A 17,162-nucleotide genomic window follows, 5' to 3' on the forward strand; every position below is an offset into this window, starting at 1 on the left:
TTCTCATGGGCGCATGGTTGACCGTGTTGCGCAATTTCAGCTTGCTAAATGTCCTGGATATTGCCATTGTAACTTTTGTACTCTATCGACTCCTCTTGATTGTACGTGGAACGCGTGCGGTTCAGTTGTTAAAAGGTATACTCGTCATTCTCATTGCTACAGCGCTCTCCAGTGCCTTGCATTTACAAGCGCTCAGCTGGTTGTTAAATAAAATTATTACGGTAGGCTTTTTTGCTATTCCGGTTGTCTTTCAGCCAGAACTGCGACGTACTCTTGATCAACTGGGCCGCGGTGGTTTTTTCTCCCTGTCCAATCATCAAGCTTCCGAAGGGATGGCCAGAGCGATTGATGAAATTGCTTTAGCCGCCAGCCAACTTTCCAAAACAAGGACGGGAGCGTTGATTGTTTTGGAGCGTAAAACAGGTCTCGGTGAATATGTGGAGACAGGCACATGGATGAATGCACAGATTTCTCATGCGTTATTATTAAATCTCTTCGTGCCTAATACGCCTTTGCATGATGGGGCGGTGATTGTGCGTGGAGAGCAAATCATTGCGGCAGGATGCTTTTTGCCACTCACAGAGAATCGTGAATTGGACAAGCAGTTAGGGACTCGACACCGAGCAGCCATTGGAATAACGGAACAATCGGACGCTGTTTCTGTTGTGGTTTCAGAAGAAACTGGCGGTATCTCTGTTGGGGTGGACGGTAATTTGGTTCGTTTTCTGAATGAAAATACGCTTCGCCAGTTACTGAGGGATTTATTAATTGTCCGACAGAAACGAAAAATTCCGTCTTTACTTCGGGTTCGTAAGGGTTCGTAGGAGGTATGGAGAATGAATATGGACAAATTTCTCCAAAACAACAATGTCCTGAAGGTGCTGGCTTTTATTATAGCCTGCATTCTCTGGGTGATTGTGCATGCTCCTGCAACACCAACAGGTGCGGCCAGTGTTGTAGAGACCTTTGAAAGACCTATCCATGTGGAATTGAACAAGAGTATGTTGGTAACTTCAGTGAAGCCTAGCACAGTCAAGTTAACGGTGACTGTGAGTGCAATAAACGCTGTTCAGCTCTCCTCCGAAATGCAGGGTGTCGAAGCAACGGTCAACGCTATTGGACTTTCACCAGGTCAACATGTTTTGCATGTTCAATTGCAAGGAATGCCCAATGTTCAGTCTTACAGTGTTGATCCGACTTCAGTAGCTGTTAACTTAGCCAATAAAATGACAGCCACGTTTCCTATACAAGTGAGTTTGGCAAATAACCAAGCCAAAATCGCTAAAATCTCTGTTGCTCCGAAAGAGGCAACCGTTAGCGGTAAAGCACGGGACTTACAGCAAGTTGCTGGTGTAGTAGCCAAGGTAAACGTTACCAACAATACGGATGGCTTATGGACAAATACGGTTCCCTTGGTGGCTGTGAATCAGGAAGGACAAGCTGTGCAGGGGGTTGTCGTAGAACCAGACAGCGCAAAAGTTTCTTTGGCGCTAGCGGGTCTACAAGAACATGTTACTCTTCAGCCGGCGATTGATGGAACTCCTGCAGCAGGCTATGCTGTGGCTGGCATTACCCTACAGCCTTCAGAAGTCAATGTTTACACATGGCCCAACGGATCCAACAAACCTATTTCATCCTTGCCAGTACCTGTAAATGTCAATCAGTTGGATAGTAACACTTCGAGTAAAGTAGACATTCCAATCCCCAGCGGAGTGCAGTCTATCCAGCCTCAACAAGTCGAGGTCAGCGTGCAGATTGAACCAGCATCCACTAAGAGTTTTCAAAATTTGCCGATCACGATTGAAAACGCGGCGACGAATGAACAAATTATATTCACTGGTAATCCAGCGGTTTCCTTACAGCTTTATGGACCTGTTTCTCTATTGCAAAATTTACAGTCATCTGATATTGGCGTATTTATCAATGCGCAAAATCTCCATCCTGGCGTGCAACAAGTGCCTATACAGGTCAGTGTGCCTCGATATGTGAGTGTGGCGAGTCTCTCGCAAACAGACGTTACCATCAACGTGAGAGAAGGGTAGATCACTGGCTTGTTCTTGTGGCAAAATGATTGAGTCTTTGAAAGGGGCGGTCTATGGATGGGGAAATGGTTTGGCACAGATGGTGTAAGAGGTGTGGCCAATCGGGAGTTGACACCGGAACTCGTATTTCAATTAGGGAGAGCGGCAGCCTATACACTGACATCCAGACGTCCGGGCTCGCGCTTTGTCGTTGGTAAAGATACGCGGATTTCTGGAGATATGCTGGAAGCTGCGTTAATCAGCGGTATATTGTCGATGGGCGTTGATGTACTGCGTCTGGGTGTGATTCCTACCCCAGGTGTGGCCTACTTAACACGCCATCTGCGAGCCGATGCGGGTGTGATGATTTCGGCTTCGCACAATCCTGTTGAAGATAATGGAATTAAATTTTTTGGCGGTGACGGTTTTAAACTTCTCGACCATATTGAGTTGGAAATCGAGCGCTTAATGGAACAGGGGCAAGATGATCTACCGCGTCCTGTAGGGGCTCAGGTGGGGCGGCTTTACGATGAACCAGCCACGGGGCGGTATTTGGATTTTCTCTCCGAAACGGTACGCCATCGTTTTAAAGGTCTGCACATTGTCATGGACTGTGCCAATGGTGCAGCTTCCTTTCTTGCCCCTGCACTTTTTGAACGTTTAGGTGCGCGCTTAACGGTCATTCACAGTCAACCTGATGGTGTCAATATTAATGTCGGATGCGGCTCGACTCATCCGCATGTTGTACAGCGTATGGTTCTTCAGGAGCGTGCCGATTTGGGATTAACTTTTGATGGTGACGCTGACCGTCTAATCGCTGTTGACCATACGGGACAACTTGTAGATGGTGACTATATCCTGGCGATTTGTGGATTGGCAATGAAAAAACGCGGTGAATTGCGCGACGATACGATTGTGGCAACGGTTATGAGCAATCTTGGCTTTTTAAAAGCGATGAAAGAATCGGGTATACATGTAGAACGTACAGCTGTTGGCGATCGCTATGTGATGGAACGTATGCGCGAGTGTCAAGCTGTACTCGGTGGTGAGCAATCAGGGCACATTATCTTTCTTAATCACACAACAACAGGAGACGGTATGCTGACAGCTTTGCAATTGGTTGACGTGATGGTAGAAAGCGGTCAGACGTTGGCCGAACTGCGTAAAGTTATGCAGCGATACCCGCAACTTTTAGAAAACATTCGCGTGACGGATAAAACGGCGTGGAGGACCAACGCGGCTATTCAGCAAGTGATGAAAGTGGAAGAAGAGAGGCTTGGAGAAGACGGGCGTCTGTTGGTTCGTGAATCGGGAACAGAACCGATTGTGCGTGTCATGGCGGAGGGGCCAGATGAACGGGAACTAGAAAATTGTGTTCAGAGAATCGCGGGTGTCATTCGTAGCGAGATCGGCCTGTAAAGACATTTGTCTGTCTAACAAGAGTGGCTTTGCCAGGAACGGTTATCGTATGTCTATATCTTTTAAAGGGGGTGATGTGAGAGTCAAAAATGTTGAAGTACTCATAGTCTGGTCTATCGCCGTGAATCTTTGACACGACGAAGATGATAGCGCCTGGGCTGCCTCTTCTAAGAGGACAGTTGACGCGGTGGAGGTTGGCGAAAGTTTCGGCGGATGCCTCCCGGTGCTAAGCTGCGCCGCAAGTGAAGTCCGAAAACTGGCAGGTGACTGCGAGCACAAGGACGAGCAAGCTAACGAGGAGGAACAATCGAAGCTTATGTGCGGAATTGTAGGTTACATTGGAGCCAAGCCAGTATTGGATGTTGTTGTCAACGGTTTGCGCAAATTGGAATACCGGGGTTACGATTCGGCTGGCATAGCCATTCTTGAAGATCAGCGCGTGAAAGTTTTAAAATCCGTTGGCAGGCTGAGCAATTTGGAAGACAAGTTAGCCAGCAACACCTTGAATGGACATTTGGCCATTGGCCATACCCGCTGGGCAACGCATGGCAAACCATCGGATGAAAATTCTCATCCCCACCAGGATTGCAGTGGCAGGTTTGCTATTGTGCATAATGGGATTGTCGAAAATTATTTGCCTTTACGAGAAGAATTGCTGGCGGCAGGCCATCAATTCAGTTCCGAGACGGATACAGAAGTGGTAGCTCATCTCATTGAAGAGATGTACAATGGCGATTTGCTCAAGACCATGGTAGCTGTGGGGCAACGCATTCGTGGAGCCTATTCGCTTGTAGTGATATGCAAAGATCATCCGGACGAGTTTATTGCTATGCGTAAATCCAGTCCATTGATTGTGGGTCTTGGTGACGGAGAGAATTTTGTTGCCTCCGATATTCCGGCTGTCCTTGAATATACTCGCGATATCTACGTTCTTGATGATGGAGAGATGGCGATGATTCGGCGGGATGGCGTGGAATGTTTCACTCTGGATGGCGATCCGGTTGAAAAAGAGGTTTATAAAGTAACCTGGGATGCTGTATCGGCAGAACGCGGCGGTTACGATCATTTTATGATGAAGGAAATTCACGAACAGCCAAAGGCAATTCGTGATACTTTGACGGGACGCCTTGATGAGACGGCAGGACAAGTGAAACTTCCTGAATTGAAGCTGTCGACTCAAGAAATCAACGAGATCGACCGTATCCATATTGTAGCTTGCGGCACATCATGGCACGCTGGCTTGGTAGGAAAGTCCATGTTGGAAAAGATGACGCGTATTCCGGTAGAAGTAGATATTGCTAGTGAATATCGGTATCGAGATGTACTGCACACGTCCAATACGCTCGTGATTGTCATCTCGCAATCTGGGGAGACTGCCGATACGTTGGCGGCGCTGCGGGATTGCAAAAAGAAAGGTTTGCGAGTATTAGCGATTACTAATGTGGTTGGCAGTTCAGTTGCTCGGGAAGCGGACGATGTTCTGATTACTTGGGCTGGTCCTGAAATTGCGGTTGCGTCTACAAAAGCGTACACGACGCAACTGATTGCGCTCTGTTTGCTGTCGATTTACTTTGCACAAGTCAAAGGGTTGATGAGCAGCGATGATGCGCATGATTGGGTAACGCAACTGGCCAATCTTCCCCAGTTGGCTGAGCAGGTTCTGGATACAGCGCCGCAATTGGAGAAATTTGCTGCTGATTGGGTCCATGCGGAAGATACATTCTTTATTGGTAGGGGCCTGGATTTCTCGGTTGCCTTGGAAGGCTCTTTGAAATTGAAGGAGATTTCATATATCCATGCGGAAGCCTATGCGGCTGGCGAATTGAAGCATGGTACTTTGGCTCTCATCACCGATGGAGTGCCGGTCATAGCCATTGCAACCCAACCTCACTTATATGAGAAAACGCTCAGTAATATTAAGGAAGTGAAAGCGCGAGGAGCTTTTGTACTTGGTATTACTTGGGTAGGGAATCAAGATTTGGCACATTCGGTAGACGAAGTGATTTATCTGCCTCAACAGTGTGCCGAACTCTCCCCAGTGTTGACGGTAATTCCATTGCAATTGTTGGCTTACTATGCTGCTGTTGCGCGTGGTAATGACGTTGATAAACCGCGCAATTTGGCAAAATCAGTTACAGTTGAGTAAGTTGGGATGTAGAAAAGGGTTTGTTATCTTCGAAAAATCAAATCCTTCCCCAGTAAAATAAGTTCTTCCCTGAGTAAAATAAGTTGTTCCCTACAGTACGGGTGGGTTCGGGTCAAAAGCCTGAATTCGCCCGTCTTTTTTATATCTTCGCAAAACGAATTTCTTCCCCAGTAAAATAAGTTCTTCCCTGAGTAAAATAAGTTGTTCCCTACAGCACGGGTGGATTCGGGTCAAAAGCCTGGATTCGCCCGTTCTTTTTGTGGAGCGGGAGCGACAAGCGGGGGTGTGTTCGCAAAATGAAGTTCTTCCCCAGCAAAATAAGTTGTTCCCTGAGTAAAAATGGTTGTTCCGTAGAGCACGGGTGAATTCGGGTCAAAATCCTGGATTCGCCCTTTCTTTTTGATGCCTGAAGGCGACGGGCGGAAGAAACTCAGAGCAAAATTTTGAAAGAGACCAGACGCGAAAAAGCCTGACATATCAAGGATTCATCGACCATTCCCGATCAAAAATGCGAAAAAAATAATTGACCAAATCTGTCCTCCCTGTACCCTCAAGCCCTTCTTTTCCCCACGCGTCAGCGAACAACTTCATTTTACGCAAAATCGATGAATCTGGAAAAATTAAGGAGAAAAACGGGTGAGGAAAGGCGTGATCTACGGAAGGAATTCATTTGACGGTAGAAATTGGGTTGTGTTGTGGAAAAGTCGAGAAAAGCCAGGCGTGGCAAGGGATTTGACGGGGTGGATGCGGGAGATGGCGAGGGAAGGATTTAGTTTTACGACTACATAGTAGGGACGAGCAATGTTGATTTGAAAAAGTCTAAGGTGGATTGAAGTTGGGGATAGGGTCAAGGGGCGTGCGTGCATGCGTATCCAATACATGTTCACATCTGTGTGTTGTGTTTGTCACAGTAACGGGCTGGAATGTGTAAGATCCCTCAACTCGCCATGAACTTAGAGTCAGTATTGACGCCGATAAATGAGCAGGTAGATGAATTGAATTAAGTAGACTCCAGTGACTACAAGAACAACGGCATTTTGAAATTGTGGATAAGTCAGGTGGTGATACACGTTGATGAAATACAGAGTTGCCCATCCTGCCAAAATGAACGGAAAGGCTTTCGAACGCGATTTGTAGAGAATCAGTTTACCCCTTTCGTCATGACCCTCTTGCAACATAAAGCGTCTTGAATAATAGTGGGATACAAGATAAAGAACCGCGGTCACGATAGCCAGCCACTTAATCACTGAAACCATCCCTCTCTGGTGAATACTGAAATACCTCGTTTATGTCTTTGTCAAATAATTGAGCTATTTGAAAGGCGAGAATTAGTGATGGACTGTACCTGTTGGCTTCAATCGAGATGACCGTCTGTCGACTGATTCCAAGACGATCTGCAACCTCTTTTTGAGACCAACGTTTTTCTGCACGAAGTACGGTCAATCGATTCGTTAGGTTTCCTTTACGCATCACTCTTATCGCTCCACACGCATAGTAATATTATTTTTACATAATGTCAAGAATATATTACATCTAAAATAACCGAAAGTGCAAATGATCGCTGAAAAGTGCTTCGTAGCCTTGTTGTTTTATACGGGGCGTTAACGATAGAACACTTGTCCAGAAAGCCACATAAAATAATACCGAATGTAAGAACACGGCGTTTTGTGTATTTTTAACTCGCGGAAAACAGGAAGTGCGGGTCATCCGATGAAAGTGTGTACCGCTGGGTCACGGTCTGCAGATCTAACAGGCAGAGGATAGTTTCTTCGCGAGTCTGTTCCCTTTTCTCAAATAGGTCGAGAAGCCGTTAGACAACCTATGGATGCCAGCGGGGAGGAATCCGATTGAGAGTACCGCTTTGGGACAGATACCTGAGACGAAGTGAGTGACCAATGGCGGTATCAAAGATTTCGATGATGCGTTTCCCGACGACCACTGTGTTAGCTTGCCCTCAATCAATGACACCATTGAATGTACTGGTCCACCTGAATGAAGGAGGCTATAACACTCCCCATTTCGACTTCTCTTCATCAGAAAGAATATTAACGGAATCGGAGTCAACAGTGAGTCCGTGACTCAATTGGCTGGAACTGATTCCAGTTCAGGGTTGTTTAAGATCGCATTGACACAGGACTCAGAACCACCGACATAAGTCCAATACAAATCTACGTCTGTCGCTACACACCATGACTTATCGTCTGGAAACCAGTAGTCTGGTGGCTGAAGATGATACTCACCGAGACGGAAGTAGCGGCACAACCCAAGTCTCCGACGTATAATAAATACTCCCTGTGCTCCCTATGCACACGCGGTTTCGAATTTCTCGCTCAAGATCCCTACTTTTCCCAGACACAGTACCAGACCTTCTCTGGGGAGAACGCACAATTGCCTCTTTCCAGGACATCGCTCCCGATTTGGGGAAGTATATCATCGAGTTTGCCTATGGAGACATCTATAGCCGTCCAGGACTCGACTTAAAACAGCGGCAATTGCTCACGATAGCGTGCCTTACCACGCAAGGAGATTGTGAGCCAGAACTGTCAGTACACATCAACACAGGATTGAATGTGGGACTGACGCAGACCGAGATCATTGAGGCAATCTTGCACTGCATTCCGTATGTGGGCTTTCCAAGAGTAATGAATGCCATGACGCTTGCAAAAAGGGTGTTCGAGAGCAGGGGTTAGGACAGGAACGTCTAAAGGCGTGAAGGTTACAAGGGATAGCGGGATTTCCACATATCCGAAGCTAAAGGATGCGTCTGGATACGGCTGATGCACAGAAAACGGGGTCTATAAATCGGCGATGAGTAAATCGATACAAACTCGCTGAGTATGTTGACAGTTAAATCTCATTAGCCCTGCGCTATCTCGCCATCAAAGGTGAACTTAATGCGGTGTGTTCTATTGTGCATTTAGCAATTTAGCTATATAATAAAGACATGATAAACGATAAAGTATTTAAAGCCATGTCAGACCCAACCCGCAGGAAAATCATCGAGCTACTGAAGGAACGACCTATGACGGCTGGTGAAATTGCAAGCCACTTTAAGCATTCTCAGCCAACCGTCAGTCGTCATTTGAACGTACTCAAAAATGCGGATTTGGTTGTAGATCAACGTGAAGGAACGTATGTGGTCTATCGTCTGAATACAAGCGTCATACAAGGATGGTTAAGCTGGCTCCTTGATAAATTTGGGGGTGGAAGTTCAAATGAACAAGATGAAGAGTAACGCTATCCCTTGGTGGGGATGGATAGTATGGTTACTTATAGCTATTTTCGGAGTTTTAGTCTACCGTCACTTACCTAATCAAATAGCGACACATTTCAACGCAAACGGACAGCCCAACTCCTTCAGTTCTCGGTTGGAGGGGATCATTACCGTACCTTTAATCATGTTAGCTATCATGATCCTTTGGCAATTTGTCTGGAGAATTGACCCAAAGAGAAAGAACTACGCGAGCTTTTGGTCAACATATCGAACTGTAGGTGGTATCGTGGTTCTTTGTTTGGGAGCAGTACAATTCTGGGTGTTAACGTATGCACTACAAAGTGAATGGGCATCAGCAAGAATTTTGCCAACAGTGATTGGGGTCATTTTGCTCTTGTTGGCGAATGTGTTGCCTCGCCTTCAATCGAATTGGGTGGTTGGCATCCGTACTCCATGGAGTCTCTCCAGTGAAGAATCTTGGAGAAAAACACATCGCTTAGCAGGAAATTTAGGTGTTCCGATAGGGATTATTATCGTTGTCTTAGCGTGGATTCTTCCTACATCGATGATTAAGTGGGGACTTTTGTCACCAATTGTAATTTGGGCATTAGTTACAGTGATTGCGTCTTATATCTATGCCCGTAATGAATCACTATAGCAGGGAGAGATGTTTGTTTATGACAGTACCTCTTGGAACCCCCAAGGGGCATTTATACCATACAGTTGGAGTCTACGCCCACTCCATCCATTGTTTTTGAATTTCCTCTCCCAACATCCATTCTATGCGGTACTTTCGTTCCTGCAATGACTGATTCAACAAGGTCATCGCCTATACCATTCACATAGTCTGTATCATTAACTCCACCCGTTGCACCGCATCCCTCGGATTTTGACTTGCGTCCTTAATCGGATAAGCCTTCTTTCCGCACGAACACCACATTGAGGGATACGGCATATCGGATATATGCACCTGACCGCACTCGCATATGTATCGAGGTGCTCGAATGACTTCGACAATCGTCCTCGTATCAGGAACATAGAGATGTGTCAGGGTTCCAGGGAACCAGTCGTTAGCATGGACTCGGATTTGTCCCTGGTCACGCGGGAATGTAACAGAAACGGTGGTTCCATCAAAGTCCTTGCATTGTTTAGTTCCCCCGAATCGACGAATGACCTTTTTCCGTGATGTCGCCTCAACAATATAGATAAATGTCGTACCCGACTCGGACTGTCCTGAAATATCCCACCAGCGCAAACGTTTATCGTTCATGTTACTCACCCCTTTGTTTCCTGCTATACACTTAGACGTAACCGAGGGCAGAATTGTCTCAAGATCACAGAAGAAAATATTGGGTAACTTTCTCTATATGTCCGACAAATATGAATTATCCATAAATAAGATGTGCATAGATGGATAACAGTCGGCTGTTGGGATGGGGCAGGGATATATGGGAATCGCGAAGCAATGAAGATTTACAACGCTGATTTCGGGGGCTTGCATCTGTTCTGAGTGAACGTTAATACTCAAATCGAGTCAGTCGCATTACGAGAACTGCTTGGTGGTTAACCAGGCTGTTTGATTATTTCTTGGTTGGTAAAGTTGAGTTAAAACTATTCCAGTGTGTTTCTCGTCTACATAAGCGAAAGGAGGGTGACATTTGCAATCAGATGAAGAACTCATCGCTGAAATCAGACGTGGTAGCCGCTCCGCCATGGAAGTCTTAATCCGACGCTATTACAAATTGGTGTTTGGCATCGTATATCGCAAGACGGGCGATTATCATGTGGCATGTGATTTGACACAAGAGGTCTTCATAAAGGTGGCAAAGTCAGTTTCCTCCTACAAGGGAGAAGGCACCTTCAAGAGCTGGCTGACTTCCGTCACATACCATCATTGTGCAGATCATTTCCGAAGTGCTACACATGCTCAGAAGCAAAATGAGATTGAGATCCAACCTGAGATTGCTGATGAATCGATGAACGTCTATCGGTTGTTAGAACGAAACGACGAGAGAAAGGCAATTAGAAACGCCTTGATGGACTTACCCGACTACCAGCGCGATACCATTGTGCTCAGTTATTTTGAAGGGATGAAGATACGAGAAATCGCTGAGTTAATGCAGTGTACGGAGTCCACTGTTAAGTCTCGGCTCTATCAAGGGCTGGGGAAATTAAGAAAGCTGGTCAAGGGAGGTGATGGCTATGACAAAGAGAGACACAACTCGTGAGTGGGAACATCTGTTCAAGGAAAAGGGCGAAGAACTTGAGATCGAAGAACTCACAAAAATGCTCGATGAGTACACAGTGGAATTTCCCCCTGAACACATCATTCAAAACACAATCGAAAATTGTATCGTCCATGTACCACAGTACGCCTCGGAAAGAAGTAAATTGAAGCGAATGTTTCATACGCTGTCGCTTCAAGTCGAATATGTTTCAAAGTGGTTTTGGCTCTTTAGCTTGTTGCTTTTCGTTAGTGGATACGTTGCAACGGTGTTTGATTCAATTAGCCCCTATAAGACGGTCTTAGTTCTTTCTCCGATGCCATTTATTCTTGGAGTATTGGAGATTCTCCGAAGTACAGACAGCGGGATGGCAGAAATGGAACTTGCCAGCAAGATGTCACTTCCGCAAATCATGATGGCACGATTTGCTCTCATTGGCTCTTACAATGTCGTACTCAATGCCATCATCTCGTTCGGACTATATTGGACATTTGGCATTGATTTATGGAAAGTGCTGTTGTTCTGGGTGGCTCCGTTTACGTGGATGTCCAGCATTATGCTGTTTCTGGCATCGAGGTTTCGAGGCAGACGCTTGGTCCCGATCGCAGTCTCCGTATGGGGTGCTGGGATAGTCGGTATCCTCTCAAACCCAAAAGCATTGCCGTATTTACTATCACTGAATGACACGTTGTTCGTTTTGTTTGGGGTTTTAGGCGGCGCGTTACTGTGGGTACAGTCTGTACAACTGCGTAATCAAGCGGAAAGAGGGACTTTCGTTGAAATTGCAGATTGAGAACATCTCAAAAAGCTACAGAGGGAAAGACGCACTAAAGAACTTCAACGTTGAACTGTCTGAAGGCGTACATGCATTATTAGGACCGAATGGTGCTGGCAAAAGTACGTTGATGCGTATTATCGCAGGGATTCTCCGCCCATCCGCTGGCAGGGTATTAGTGGATGGAGAGGACATCACCTCTATGGGTGAAGACTATCGCGACATCCTTGGCTATTTACCACAGAGTTTCGGTCTTTATAAACGGTTTACGGCTGAACGTTTTTTGATGTACATCGCGGCATTAAAAGGGTTGGACAAATCCAGTGCTGAAAGGAAAGTTTCGGAGATGTTGCAACTGGTGAACCTTGATGACGTTCGACGCGTTAAGGTTGGTAAGTTTTCGGGTGGGATGAAACAACGGTTAGGTATTGCACAAGCGCTATTGAATGACCCCAAGATTTTGATTGTAGACGAACCCACAGCAGGTCTCGACCCAAAAGAACGGATTCGATTCCGTAATCTTCTTTCAGACTTTTCGACGAATCGGATTGTGCTGTTGTCTACTCATATCATCTCCGATGTGGAATTCGTGGCACAAGATATCCTCATTATGAAAAATGGGCAATTGGTGAATCGGAATACTCCAGAAGGATTCTTACGGGAGATAGAAAGGAAAGTGTGGTCATTAACTTGTACGGAACGGGAAGTGTCAACCATTCAGCAACAATTCCAGGTTGGCAGTGTGACCCGTACTCGTGATGGTGTATCCCTTCGTATCGTATCTGATCAGCAACCATTACCGAATGCAGAAACGATCACTCCTACGTTAGAAGACTTATATCTCTACTATTTTGGCGAGGAGGCGACCTCAGATGAAGCAACTGTCACTAACGCGGTTTGAGCTGTACAAGCTGTTTTCGCGAAAGAGTGTATGGATTTTCTTCGCCATCATGGTGTTTTGTATCTATCTGCCCTTGCAAATACTTACGTCGTCATCAGGCGGTTATGCAGGCTACGCAGGCTATTATCAGTCTACGCCACCGACTGCCCAACAGGTACAACAAGCAAAGGTGGAAATGAAACAAATTGCACCAAAGCTCGAAGGTAACACCAGACTTTCAGTAAATGAAATGACTGTCTTAAATCGCGAATACTTACGCGACACAGCCATTCTCAACGCAGAAACGGGTAGTGCGCTCAAACCCACACTGGAAATGCTACAGCAATCCATTAACAAGCTCAAAGCGCAGGGGCAAATCGGGTTTACTTATCGCGCGGATACGCTTGAATACAACATGATGAAACATCTCCCGTACATCGGGTTTGGGCAATACAACGGTGCGAGCAACATGATGGTTGATTTCTTTAAGACCTATGGACTCATCATTTTTGGAGCGTTAATCCTGGTTGGTTTGTCGCCTGTTTTTACAGAGGAATATTCCTTGGGAACGGATAGTTTTTTATTGACAGCAAAACGTGGCAGGAGACAACTGGTCACTGCCAAGATACTGGCTTCAATGCTATATGTTTTGGTGATGGAAGGCATTTTGCTGGTAGTCAATGTTGCTTCAAACCTGAGTCTGTTTGATATTGGGGGATTTAACTACCCGTTACAAAGCATTGCCTTATATAGTGCACCTTTTCACTTGACTGTCGGACAATATATAGCAGTTGCGGTATTGATTCAACTGTTGGGCGGTATTGCCTTCGGGTTTCTCATAATGTTGTTGTCATCGTTTAACAGATCCACACTTGTAACATTTTTCGTTTCAGCAGGAGTTTTTGCACTTCCAGAACTCATCGTAATGATGTTCGGGCTAAAAAATTGGGCACAAACTCTTATGGGTTTTAGCTACACAGGATTGATACAAGTATCAAGGTTATTTAAGAGCTTCGTTGCTTATAACGTGTTTGGTTATCCAGTGTTGTACCCGATTCTCGTAATTGGTCTTGCGATACTGGTATCTATTCCGATTGTTTGGCTGACGTATCGCGTGTATTGCAGGCATCAAATCGCCTGATTTCGAGAGAGGGGAGTGTCGAGGTTCGTGATGTGAGGCGAGATCGTGAATCAAAATATTCCCTTTGTGACTGAATCAATGGCACTTTGAAAACTGGCGTTTAGTGACATAGTGCCAACGGTAAATATTACGACAACGCCCCTTGGGAAATTCCAGGGGGCGTTAGACCTATGAAGCTCAGTGAAAATCCACGTCAATCTGACGACCGATTTGCTTCTGGGTCTTTGGAATCCTGACTTCCAAAATGCCATTTCGATAGGATGCTTTCGCACCCGTGTCATCCACGGCTGTTGGTAACGGCACAGTACGCGAGAATTGCCCATAGTATCGTTCCATGCGGTGCACGTTCTCGTCCTTTTGTTCGCCCATCCGTTCGATTTTGCCGCTGAGATGAAGATGATTATCATGGACGGTGATGTTTACGTCTTCCTTCTTCTCCAGCCCAGGGATTTCCGCGGTCACGATCACTTCGTTTTGGCTCTCCCGAACGTCAACTCGAACCCGTGGCATATTCGCAAAGTGACTCTCAAACCAGTCGTCATCCAAGAGTCGGGGGAAAGACGGAAACGAACCAAAGTCACGTCTCATGATATTGAACGGGTCATAAGGGACTAAGGGCATGTTGATTACACCTCCAGGTCGAATGTCCGAGTTATGGTTCCCCAGAGGATGATGAAACTTGCACCTGTTCTGGGTACACATCCCCTATACTGAAATCGTATGGCTACGGAACCCACACGTCCAATGATCCCGCTTATCACCCGCATTTCTTTACCCCGCATCAAGAGCGTGTTATCCCCTCGAATAACTTATCCGTTCCAGTGGATAGTGTGCCATTAGAGGCTTTAACGTTTGAAGATCGTACGTGACTATAGTACCCCAGCTACATAAGGATGGTCATATACATAATTACCTTGCTTTACAGAGTAATTATGTTTATAGTGTGAAATGAGGTGATGATGCCTTGGACATCGACACGCAAGTTCTCAAGGGGCACATTGATACAATCATTCTCTCCCTTCTTTGCAAGCAGGACATGTACGGATATGACATAGCGAATGCTGTTCGCAAACGCAGTCATGGAAAGTTTGAGATAAAAGAAGGAACTATGTACTTGTCATTAAAACGCATGGAGAAAAATGAACTTATTGAATCTTATTGGGGCGGAACCGAAGGAGGCGGTGCTCGTCGCAAATACTACCGCATCCTTGAGTCGGGTCAGCGTTTTTATAGGTACAAGAAACGTGAATGGTCATACCTCAAGTCTGTCTTGGACACTTTTCTGGAGGAAGGATGAACACTATGGAAAAGCAAATCGATCAATATGTAAATGAAGTTTACAGCGGTCTCGTTGAAACAAAGGAAGTCCACGACCTAAAAGAAGAAATGCGAAATCATTTACTCCAAACTGCAAGGGATCTGAAACAGCAGGGACATAATGAAGAGGAAAGTGTGCGTTTAGCCATTGAACGATTTGGTGACGGCGAGAACCTAAGACATGATCTTGAAACCTTATATGGACCTACTGTGAATCAGGTAGATTCATCTCGTGCTGGTAATGTGTTGGGATGGGTATCTTTGATCGTGGGTCTCTTATCGTTCCTGAGTAGTGTATACGCAATACTTTCTATTCCGCTCGGCATAGTTGGATTTATTTTGGGTGTCATCGCAAGAAAGGGATCAAATCGACGCATTGCAATTTGGGGCATTGCTGTTTCTGCGGTTGCCATTCTCCTGACGATTTTCCTTCTTCTCCTTCTCACTGTCCATTCTTATTCAGTAACACCAGTAAACGTACACAGCAGTTCACAGCCAATGCAAACGAATCATTCATAAAATGATCGGGATATTAGGTCAATGGGATTTGAGTAGAGGTTGAGCCGCTAATCAGATGAACATGGGCTTAAAGAGGGAGAAGATTTATCGGGGCAAACGGGGATTTGGTTATCTATACGATCCGTTCGCAGTAAATGTTGTTTTTTGAATTTCCAGTAGGAACATATATCCAGTGGTTGTAATATGAACTGAGGGGGGTGTTCAGGATTGACGATTGATAGTGGCAAGAGGGTACAAATTCTCATTGCTGTACTGTATCCTATTACGATCTTCGGACCACTATGTGATTTGGAATGTTCTTAGCCCTTGGATCGGTATCGTTTGTCTTGTGCTGTTCTGTGCATTGTGGGGTAACGTCCGATATCTATTGGTCTCCACAGTGATTATGCTCGCTACGGCTGTTCAGATTTGGTGGTTGTTCATCGCTCCAAATATGTCACAGGTCAAAATGTCATCGGGTGGTATCCGCTGATTATCATAGACTTTCTTCTTTTCGTCTTGTTGCCTGAAATCATTCTCGTTTGGGGGAGAAAGGCTGTTCTTCGAAGGTATAGACGGGTCTAAGATTAATCGGAAGCCGTTGTACGCTACTCACTAAAGTCGTTGTACTTGTCTTTCAGCCTCATCATCTTCCCTTTCGTCCCCCGTGGCTTTCCACCAGACGCCTGCTTTGCCTCGCTTTTCGCGCTTCAGACGGCGAAGGAATGGGCAATGGAAAGTTGATACGCGCTCGTTTTCTCACGACCTTCGTTCTTTTATCAGCGTTCGACGTTCGTTCCTCCGACAATAGAAGTCTCAGTTCAGCCAGGGATTCTTCGGGCAAAACATCAATCAGGCGGTCAAGTCCGACATCGGTTGTTACCGCCAGCAGTAACTCCAGTTTGACAGTTTCCGCCGATGACAATCCACCATTGGTAAAGTTCTCAAACAATTGGAGATATGTCCCATCTTCGATTTTTTGACCCTGTTTACGTGGAATCAATTCCGTCATGGCTAAGACCTCCGTATTAAGAACTGGGGAGAGGGGGACGGGAGTAGTTAAACCCAACCCGTCCCCGTGACCCCTTTGCCTGTCTTTTCAGCCCTTGTCGATGATGACTTTCAATTGATGAGCCAGGTTTACAAGATCCTCCATCGATAATCCAGAGGCAGTCAACATATACGGACGCTCGGCGTTTTCCCAAAATAAACGGGCTAAAACCATACTGGGCGTGTAAACTACTTCACTTTTCGCTGTTGGACCGAGGTCTGGATGTTTTTCAGTTAACTTCGATAGCCCCCAGTGACGGGCAACATCATCGTTTAACCGTTCAGCTTGCCACAATGTCACGACAGGACTCCCGCGAAGTAGTTCGCGAGAACGAGCGGGAGGACCGTATCTGACAGCCCACTCTTTTCCTCCATAATACTTCTTGATCCCGACGGTTTCACTTATCCCCAAGGACGACACCGTTTCTTCGTCCAGTCCCATTAACGGGAAGGGGCATTGCTGTAATGCGTCAGAG

Annotated in this window: 20 protein-coding genes; 13 read left to right on the forward strand and 7 right to left on the reverse strand. The window is 45.9% G+C overall.

Features of this window, described 5'->3' with window-relative positions; translation table 11 throughout:
• Window positions 1–5: 5 nt before the first annotated feature.
• From cdaA to glmS, 4 genes are all read left to right on the forward strand, one after another.
• Window positions 6–824 (forward strand): diadenylate cyclase CdaA, encoded by an 819-nt coding sequence (gene cdaA, locus BUA75_RS13695; protein ID WP_072875163.1) that lies wholly within the window; start codon window positions 6–8, stop codon window positions 822–824.
• Window positions 825–836: 12 nt separating this feature from the next.
• A complete protein-coding gene (locus BUA75_RS13700) occupies window positions 837–2,042 on the forward strand; it encodes a CdaR family protein (protein ID WP_072875164.1) in 1,206 nt (401 codons plus the stop codon).
• Between the two features lie 57 nt (window positions 2,043–2,099).
• Entirely contained in the window at window positions 2,100–3,440 is a 1,341-nt protein-coding gene (glmM, locus tag BUA75_RS13705; RefSeq protein ID WP_072875165.1) for a phosphoglucosamine mutase, read from the forward strand.
• A gap of 316 nt (window positions 3,441–3,756) precedes the next feature.
• Entirely contained in the window at window positions 3,757–5,586 is a 1,830-nt protein-coding gene (gene glmS, locus BUA75_RS13710; RefSeq protein WP_072875166.1) for a glutamine--fructose-6-phosphate transaminase (isomerizing), read from the forward strand.
• Window positions 5,587–5,816: 230 nt separating this feature from the next.
• Here the strand turns inward: glmS and BUA75_RS16170 are convergent, their stop codons facing one another.
• The 3 genes from BUA75_RS16170 to BUA75_RS13725 form a co-directional block, all read right to left on the reverse strand.
• Complete coding sequence (locus BUA75_RS16170) at window positions 5,817–6,062, reverse strand: hypothetical protein (RefSeq protein ID WP_072875167.1); 246 nt, start codon at window positions 6,060–6,062, stop codon at window positions 5,817–5,819.
• Between the two features lie 483 nt (window positions 6,063–6,545).
• Entirely contained in the window at window positions 6,546–6,833 is a 288-nt protein-coding gene (locus tag BUA75_RS13720; protein ID WP_058095753.1) for a hypothetical protein, read from the reverse strand.
• Window positions 6,826–7,059: a helix-turn-helix transcriptional regulator gene (locus tag BUA75_RS13725; RefSeq protein WP_072875168.1), complete on the reverse strand. Its 234-nt coding sequence runs from the start codon at window positions 7,057–7,059 to the stop codon at window positions 6,826–6,828. The genes BUA75_RS13720 and BUA75_RS13725 overlap by 8 nt, the downstream gene beginning before the upstream one ends.
• Window positions 7,060–7,973: 914 nt before the next feature.
• Here BUA75_RS13725 and BUA75_RS13730 point away from each other — a divergent pair.
• From BUA75_RS13730 to BUA75_RS13740, 3 genes are all read left to right on the forward strand, one after another.
• Window positions 7,974–8,276, forward strand: a complete 303-nt coding sequence (locus BUA75_RS13730) for a carboxymuconolactone decarboxylase family protein (RefSeq protein WP_423219879.1) — start codon at window positions 7,974–7,976, stop codon at window positions 8,274–8,276.
• Window positions 8,277–8,530: 254 nt separating this feature from the next.
• Window positions 8,531–8,821, forward strand: a complete 291-nt coding sequence (locus BUA75_RS13735) for an autorepressor SdpR family transcription factor (protein WP_129583668.1) — start codon at window positions 8,531–8,533, stop codon at window positions 8,819–8,821.
• Complete coding sequence (locus BUA75_RS13740; protein ID WP_242650340.1) at window positions 8,802–9,458, forward strand: SdpI family protein; 657 nt, start codon at window positions 8,802–8,804, stop codon at window positions 9,456–9,458. The genes BUA75_RS13735 and BUA75_RS13740 overlap by 20 nt, the downstream gene beginning before the upstream one ends.
• Before the next feature lie 180 nt (window positions 9,459–9,638).
• On the opposite strand, the gene BUA75_RS13745 is transcribed toward BUA75_RS13740, so the two are convergent.
• Window positions 9,639–10,070 (reverse strand): hypothetical protein, encoded by a 432-nt coding sequence (locus BUA75_RS13745; protein ID WP_072875170.1) that lies wholly within the window; start codon window positions 10,068–10,070, stop codon window positions 9,639–9,641.
• A 388-nt stretch (window positions 10,071–10,458) separates the two neighbouring features.
• Here BUA75_RS13745 and BUA75_RS13750 point away from each other — a divergent pair, with 388 nt between their 5' ends.
• From BUA75_RS13750 to BUA75_RS13765, 4 genes are read left to right on the forward strand one after another with little or no spacing between them, the layout of a single operon-like run.
• Window positions 10,459–11,028: an RNA polymerase sigma factor gene (locus BUA75_RS13750; protein ID WP_072875171.1), complete on the forward strand. Its 570-nt coding sequence runs from the start codon at window positions 10,459–10,461 to the stop codon at window positions 11,026–11,028.
• Window positions 11,003–11,818: a hypothetical protein gene (locus BUA75_RS13755; protein ID WP_072875172.1), complete on the forward strand. Its 816-nt coding sequence runs from the start codon at window positions 11,003–11,005 to the stop codon at window positions 11,816–11,818. The genes BUA75_RS13750 and BUA75_RS13755 overlap by 26 nt, the downstream gene beginning before the upstream one ends.
• Window positions 11,802–12,701 (forward strand): ABC transporter ATP-binding protein, encoded by a 900-nt coding sequence (locus tag BUA75_RS13760; RefSeq protein ID WP_072875173.1) that lies wholly within the window; start codon window positions 11,802–11,804, stop codon window positions 12,699–12,701. The genes BUA75_RS13755 and BUA75_RS13760 overlap by 17 nt, the downstream gene beginning before the upstream one ends.
• The gene (locus BUA75_RS13765; RefSeq protein ID WP_072875174.1) at window positions 12,673–13,821 is read left to right on the forward strand and encodes an ABC transporter permease subunit; all 1,149 of its coding nucleotides are present in this window, start codon (window positions 12,673–12,675) and stop codon (window positions 13,819–13,821) included. The genes BUA75_RS13760 and BUA75_RS13765 overlap by 29 nt, the downstream gene beginning before the upstream one ends.
• A 177-nt stretch (window positions 13,822–13,998) precedes the next feature.
• Here BUA75_RS13765 and BUA75_RS13770 read toward each other — a convergent pair whose 3' ends face one another.
• Window positions 13,999–14,442: an Hsp20/alpha crystallin family protein gene (locus BUA75_RS13770; protein WP_072875175.1), complete on the reverse strand. Its 444-nt coding sequence runs from the start codon at window positions 14,440–14,442 to the stop codon at window positions 13,999–14,001.
• A 343-nt stretch (window positions 14,443–14,785) separates the two neighbouring features.
• Between BUA75_RS13770 and BUA75_RS13775 the strand changes: the two genes are divergently transcribed.
• Both BUA75_RS13775 and BUA75_RS13780 read left to right on the forward strand, forming a co-directional pair.
• Window positions 14,786–15,118 (forward strand): PadR family transcriptional regulator, encoded by a 333-nt coding sequence (locus BUA75_RS13775; protein WP_072875176.1) that lies wholly within the window; start codon window positions 14,786–14,788, stop codon window positions 15,116–15,118.
• A gap of 5 nt (window positions 15,119–15,123) precedes the next feature.
• Window positions 15,124–15,657, forward strand: a complete 534-nt coding sequence (locus tag BUA75_RS13780) for a permease prefix domain 1-containing protein (protein ID WP_129583669.1) — start codon at window positions 15,124–15,126, stop codon at window positions 15,655–15,657.
• A 625-nt stretch (window positions 15,658–16,282) separates the two neighbouring features.
• On the opposite strand, the gene BUA75_RS13785 is transcribed toward BUA75_RS13780, so the two are convergent.
• Together BUA75_RS13785 and BUA75_RS16175 are read right to left on the reverse strand one after the other, a co-directional pair.
• Complete coding sequence (locus tag BUA75_RS13785; RefSeq protein WP_072875178.1) at window positions 16,283–16,648, reverse strand: hypothetical protein; 366 nt, start codon at window positions 16,646–16,648, stop codon at window positions 16,283–16,285.
• 87 nt (window positions 16,649–16,735) lie between these two features.
• Window positions 16,736–17,162, reverse strand: a 427-nt coding sequence (locus BUA75_RS16175; protein ID WP_207549772.1) for a hypothetical protein, incomplete at its 5' end; no start/stop codon positions are given.

The organism is Alicyclobacillus tolerans, from assembly GCF_900142255.1.
Classification (GTDB): Bacteria; Bacillota; Bacilli; order Alicyclobacillales; family Alicyclobacillaceae; genus Alicyclobacillus_I; species Alicyclobacillus_I tolerans.

Excerpts from the sequence above, each read along its gene's own strand:
- BUA75_RS13700 (WP_072875164.1), top strand. The coding sequence starts at position 837 with ATGAATATGGACAAATTTCTCCAAAACAACAATGTCCTGAAGGTGCTG.
- BUA75_RS13740 (WP_242650340.1), top strand. The coding sequence starts at position 8,802 with ATGAACAAGATGAAGAGTAACGCTATCCCTTGGTGGGGATGGATAGTA.
- BUA75_RS13765 (WP_072875174.1), top strand. The coding sequence starts at position 12,673 with ATGAAGCAACTGTCACTAACGCGGTTTGAGCTGTACAAGCTGTTTTCG.
- BUA75_RS13755 (WP_072875172.1), top strand. The coding sequence starts at position 11,003 with ATGACAAAGAGAGACACAACTCGTGAGTGGGAACATCTGTTCAAGGAA.
- BUA75_RS13735 (WP_129583668.1), top strand. The coding sequence starts at position 8,531 with ATGATAAACGATAAAGTATTTAAAGCCATGTCAGACCCAACCCGCAGG.
- cdaA (WP_072875163.1), top strand. The coding sequence starts at position 6 with ATGGGCGCATGGTTGACCGTGTTGCGCAATTTCAGCTTGCTAAATGTC.
- glmS (WP_072875166.1), top strand. The coding sequence starts at position 3,757 with ATGTGCGGAATTGTAGGTTACATTGGAGCCAAGCCAGTATTGGATGTT.
- BUA75_RS13780 (WP_129583669.1), top strand. The coding sequence starts at position 15,124 with ATGGAAAAGCAAATCGATCAATATGTAAATGAAGTTTACAGCGGTCTC.
- BUA75_RS13770 (WP_072875175.1), bottom strand. The coding sequence starts at position 14,442 with ATGCCCTTAGTCCCTTATGACCCGTTCAATATCATGAGACGTGACTTT.
- BUA75_RS13745 (WP_072875170.1), bottom strand. The coding sequence starts at position 10,070 with ATGAACGATAAACGTTTGCGCTGGTGGGATATTTCAGGACAGTCCGAG.
- glmM (WP_072875165.1), top strand. The coding sequence starts at position 2,100 with ATGGGGAAATGGTTTGGCACAGATGGTGTAAGAGGTGTGGCCAATCGG.
- BUA75_RS13785 (WP_072875178.1), bottom strand. The coding sequence starts at position 16,648 with ATGACGGAATTGATTCCACGTAAACAGGGTCAAAAAATCGAAGATGGG.
- BUA75_RS16170 (WP_072875167.1), bottom strand. The coding sequence starts at position 6,062 with ATGTCAGGCTTTTTCGCGTCTGGTCTCTTTCAAAATTTTGCTCTGAGT.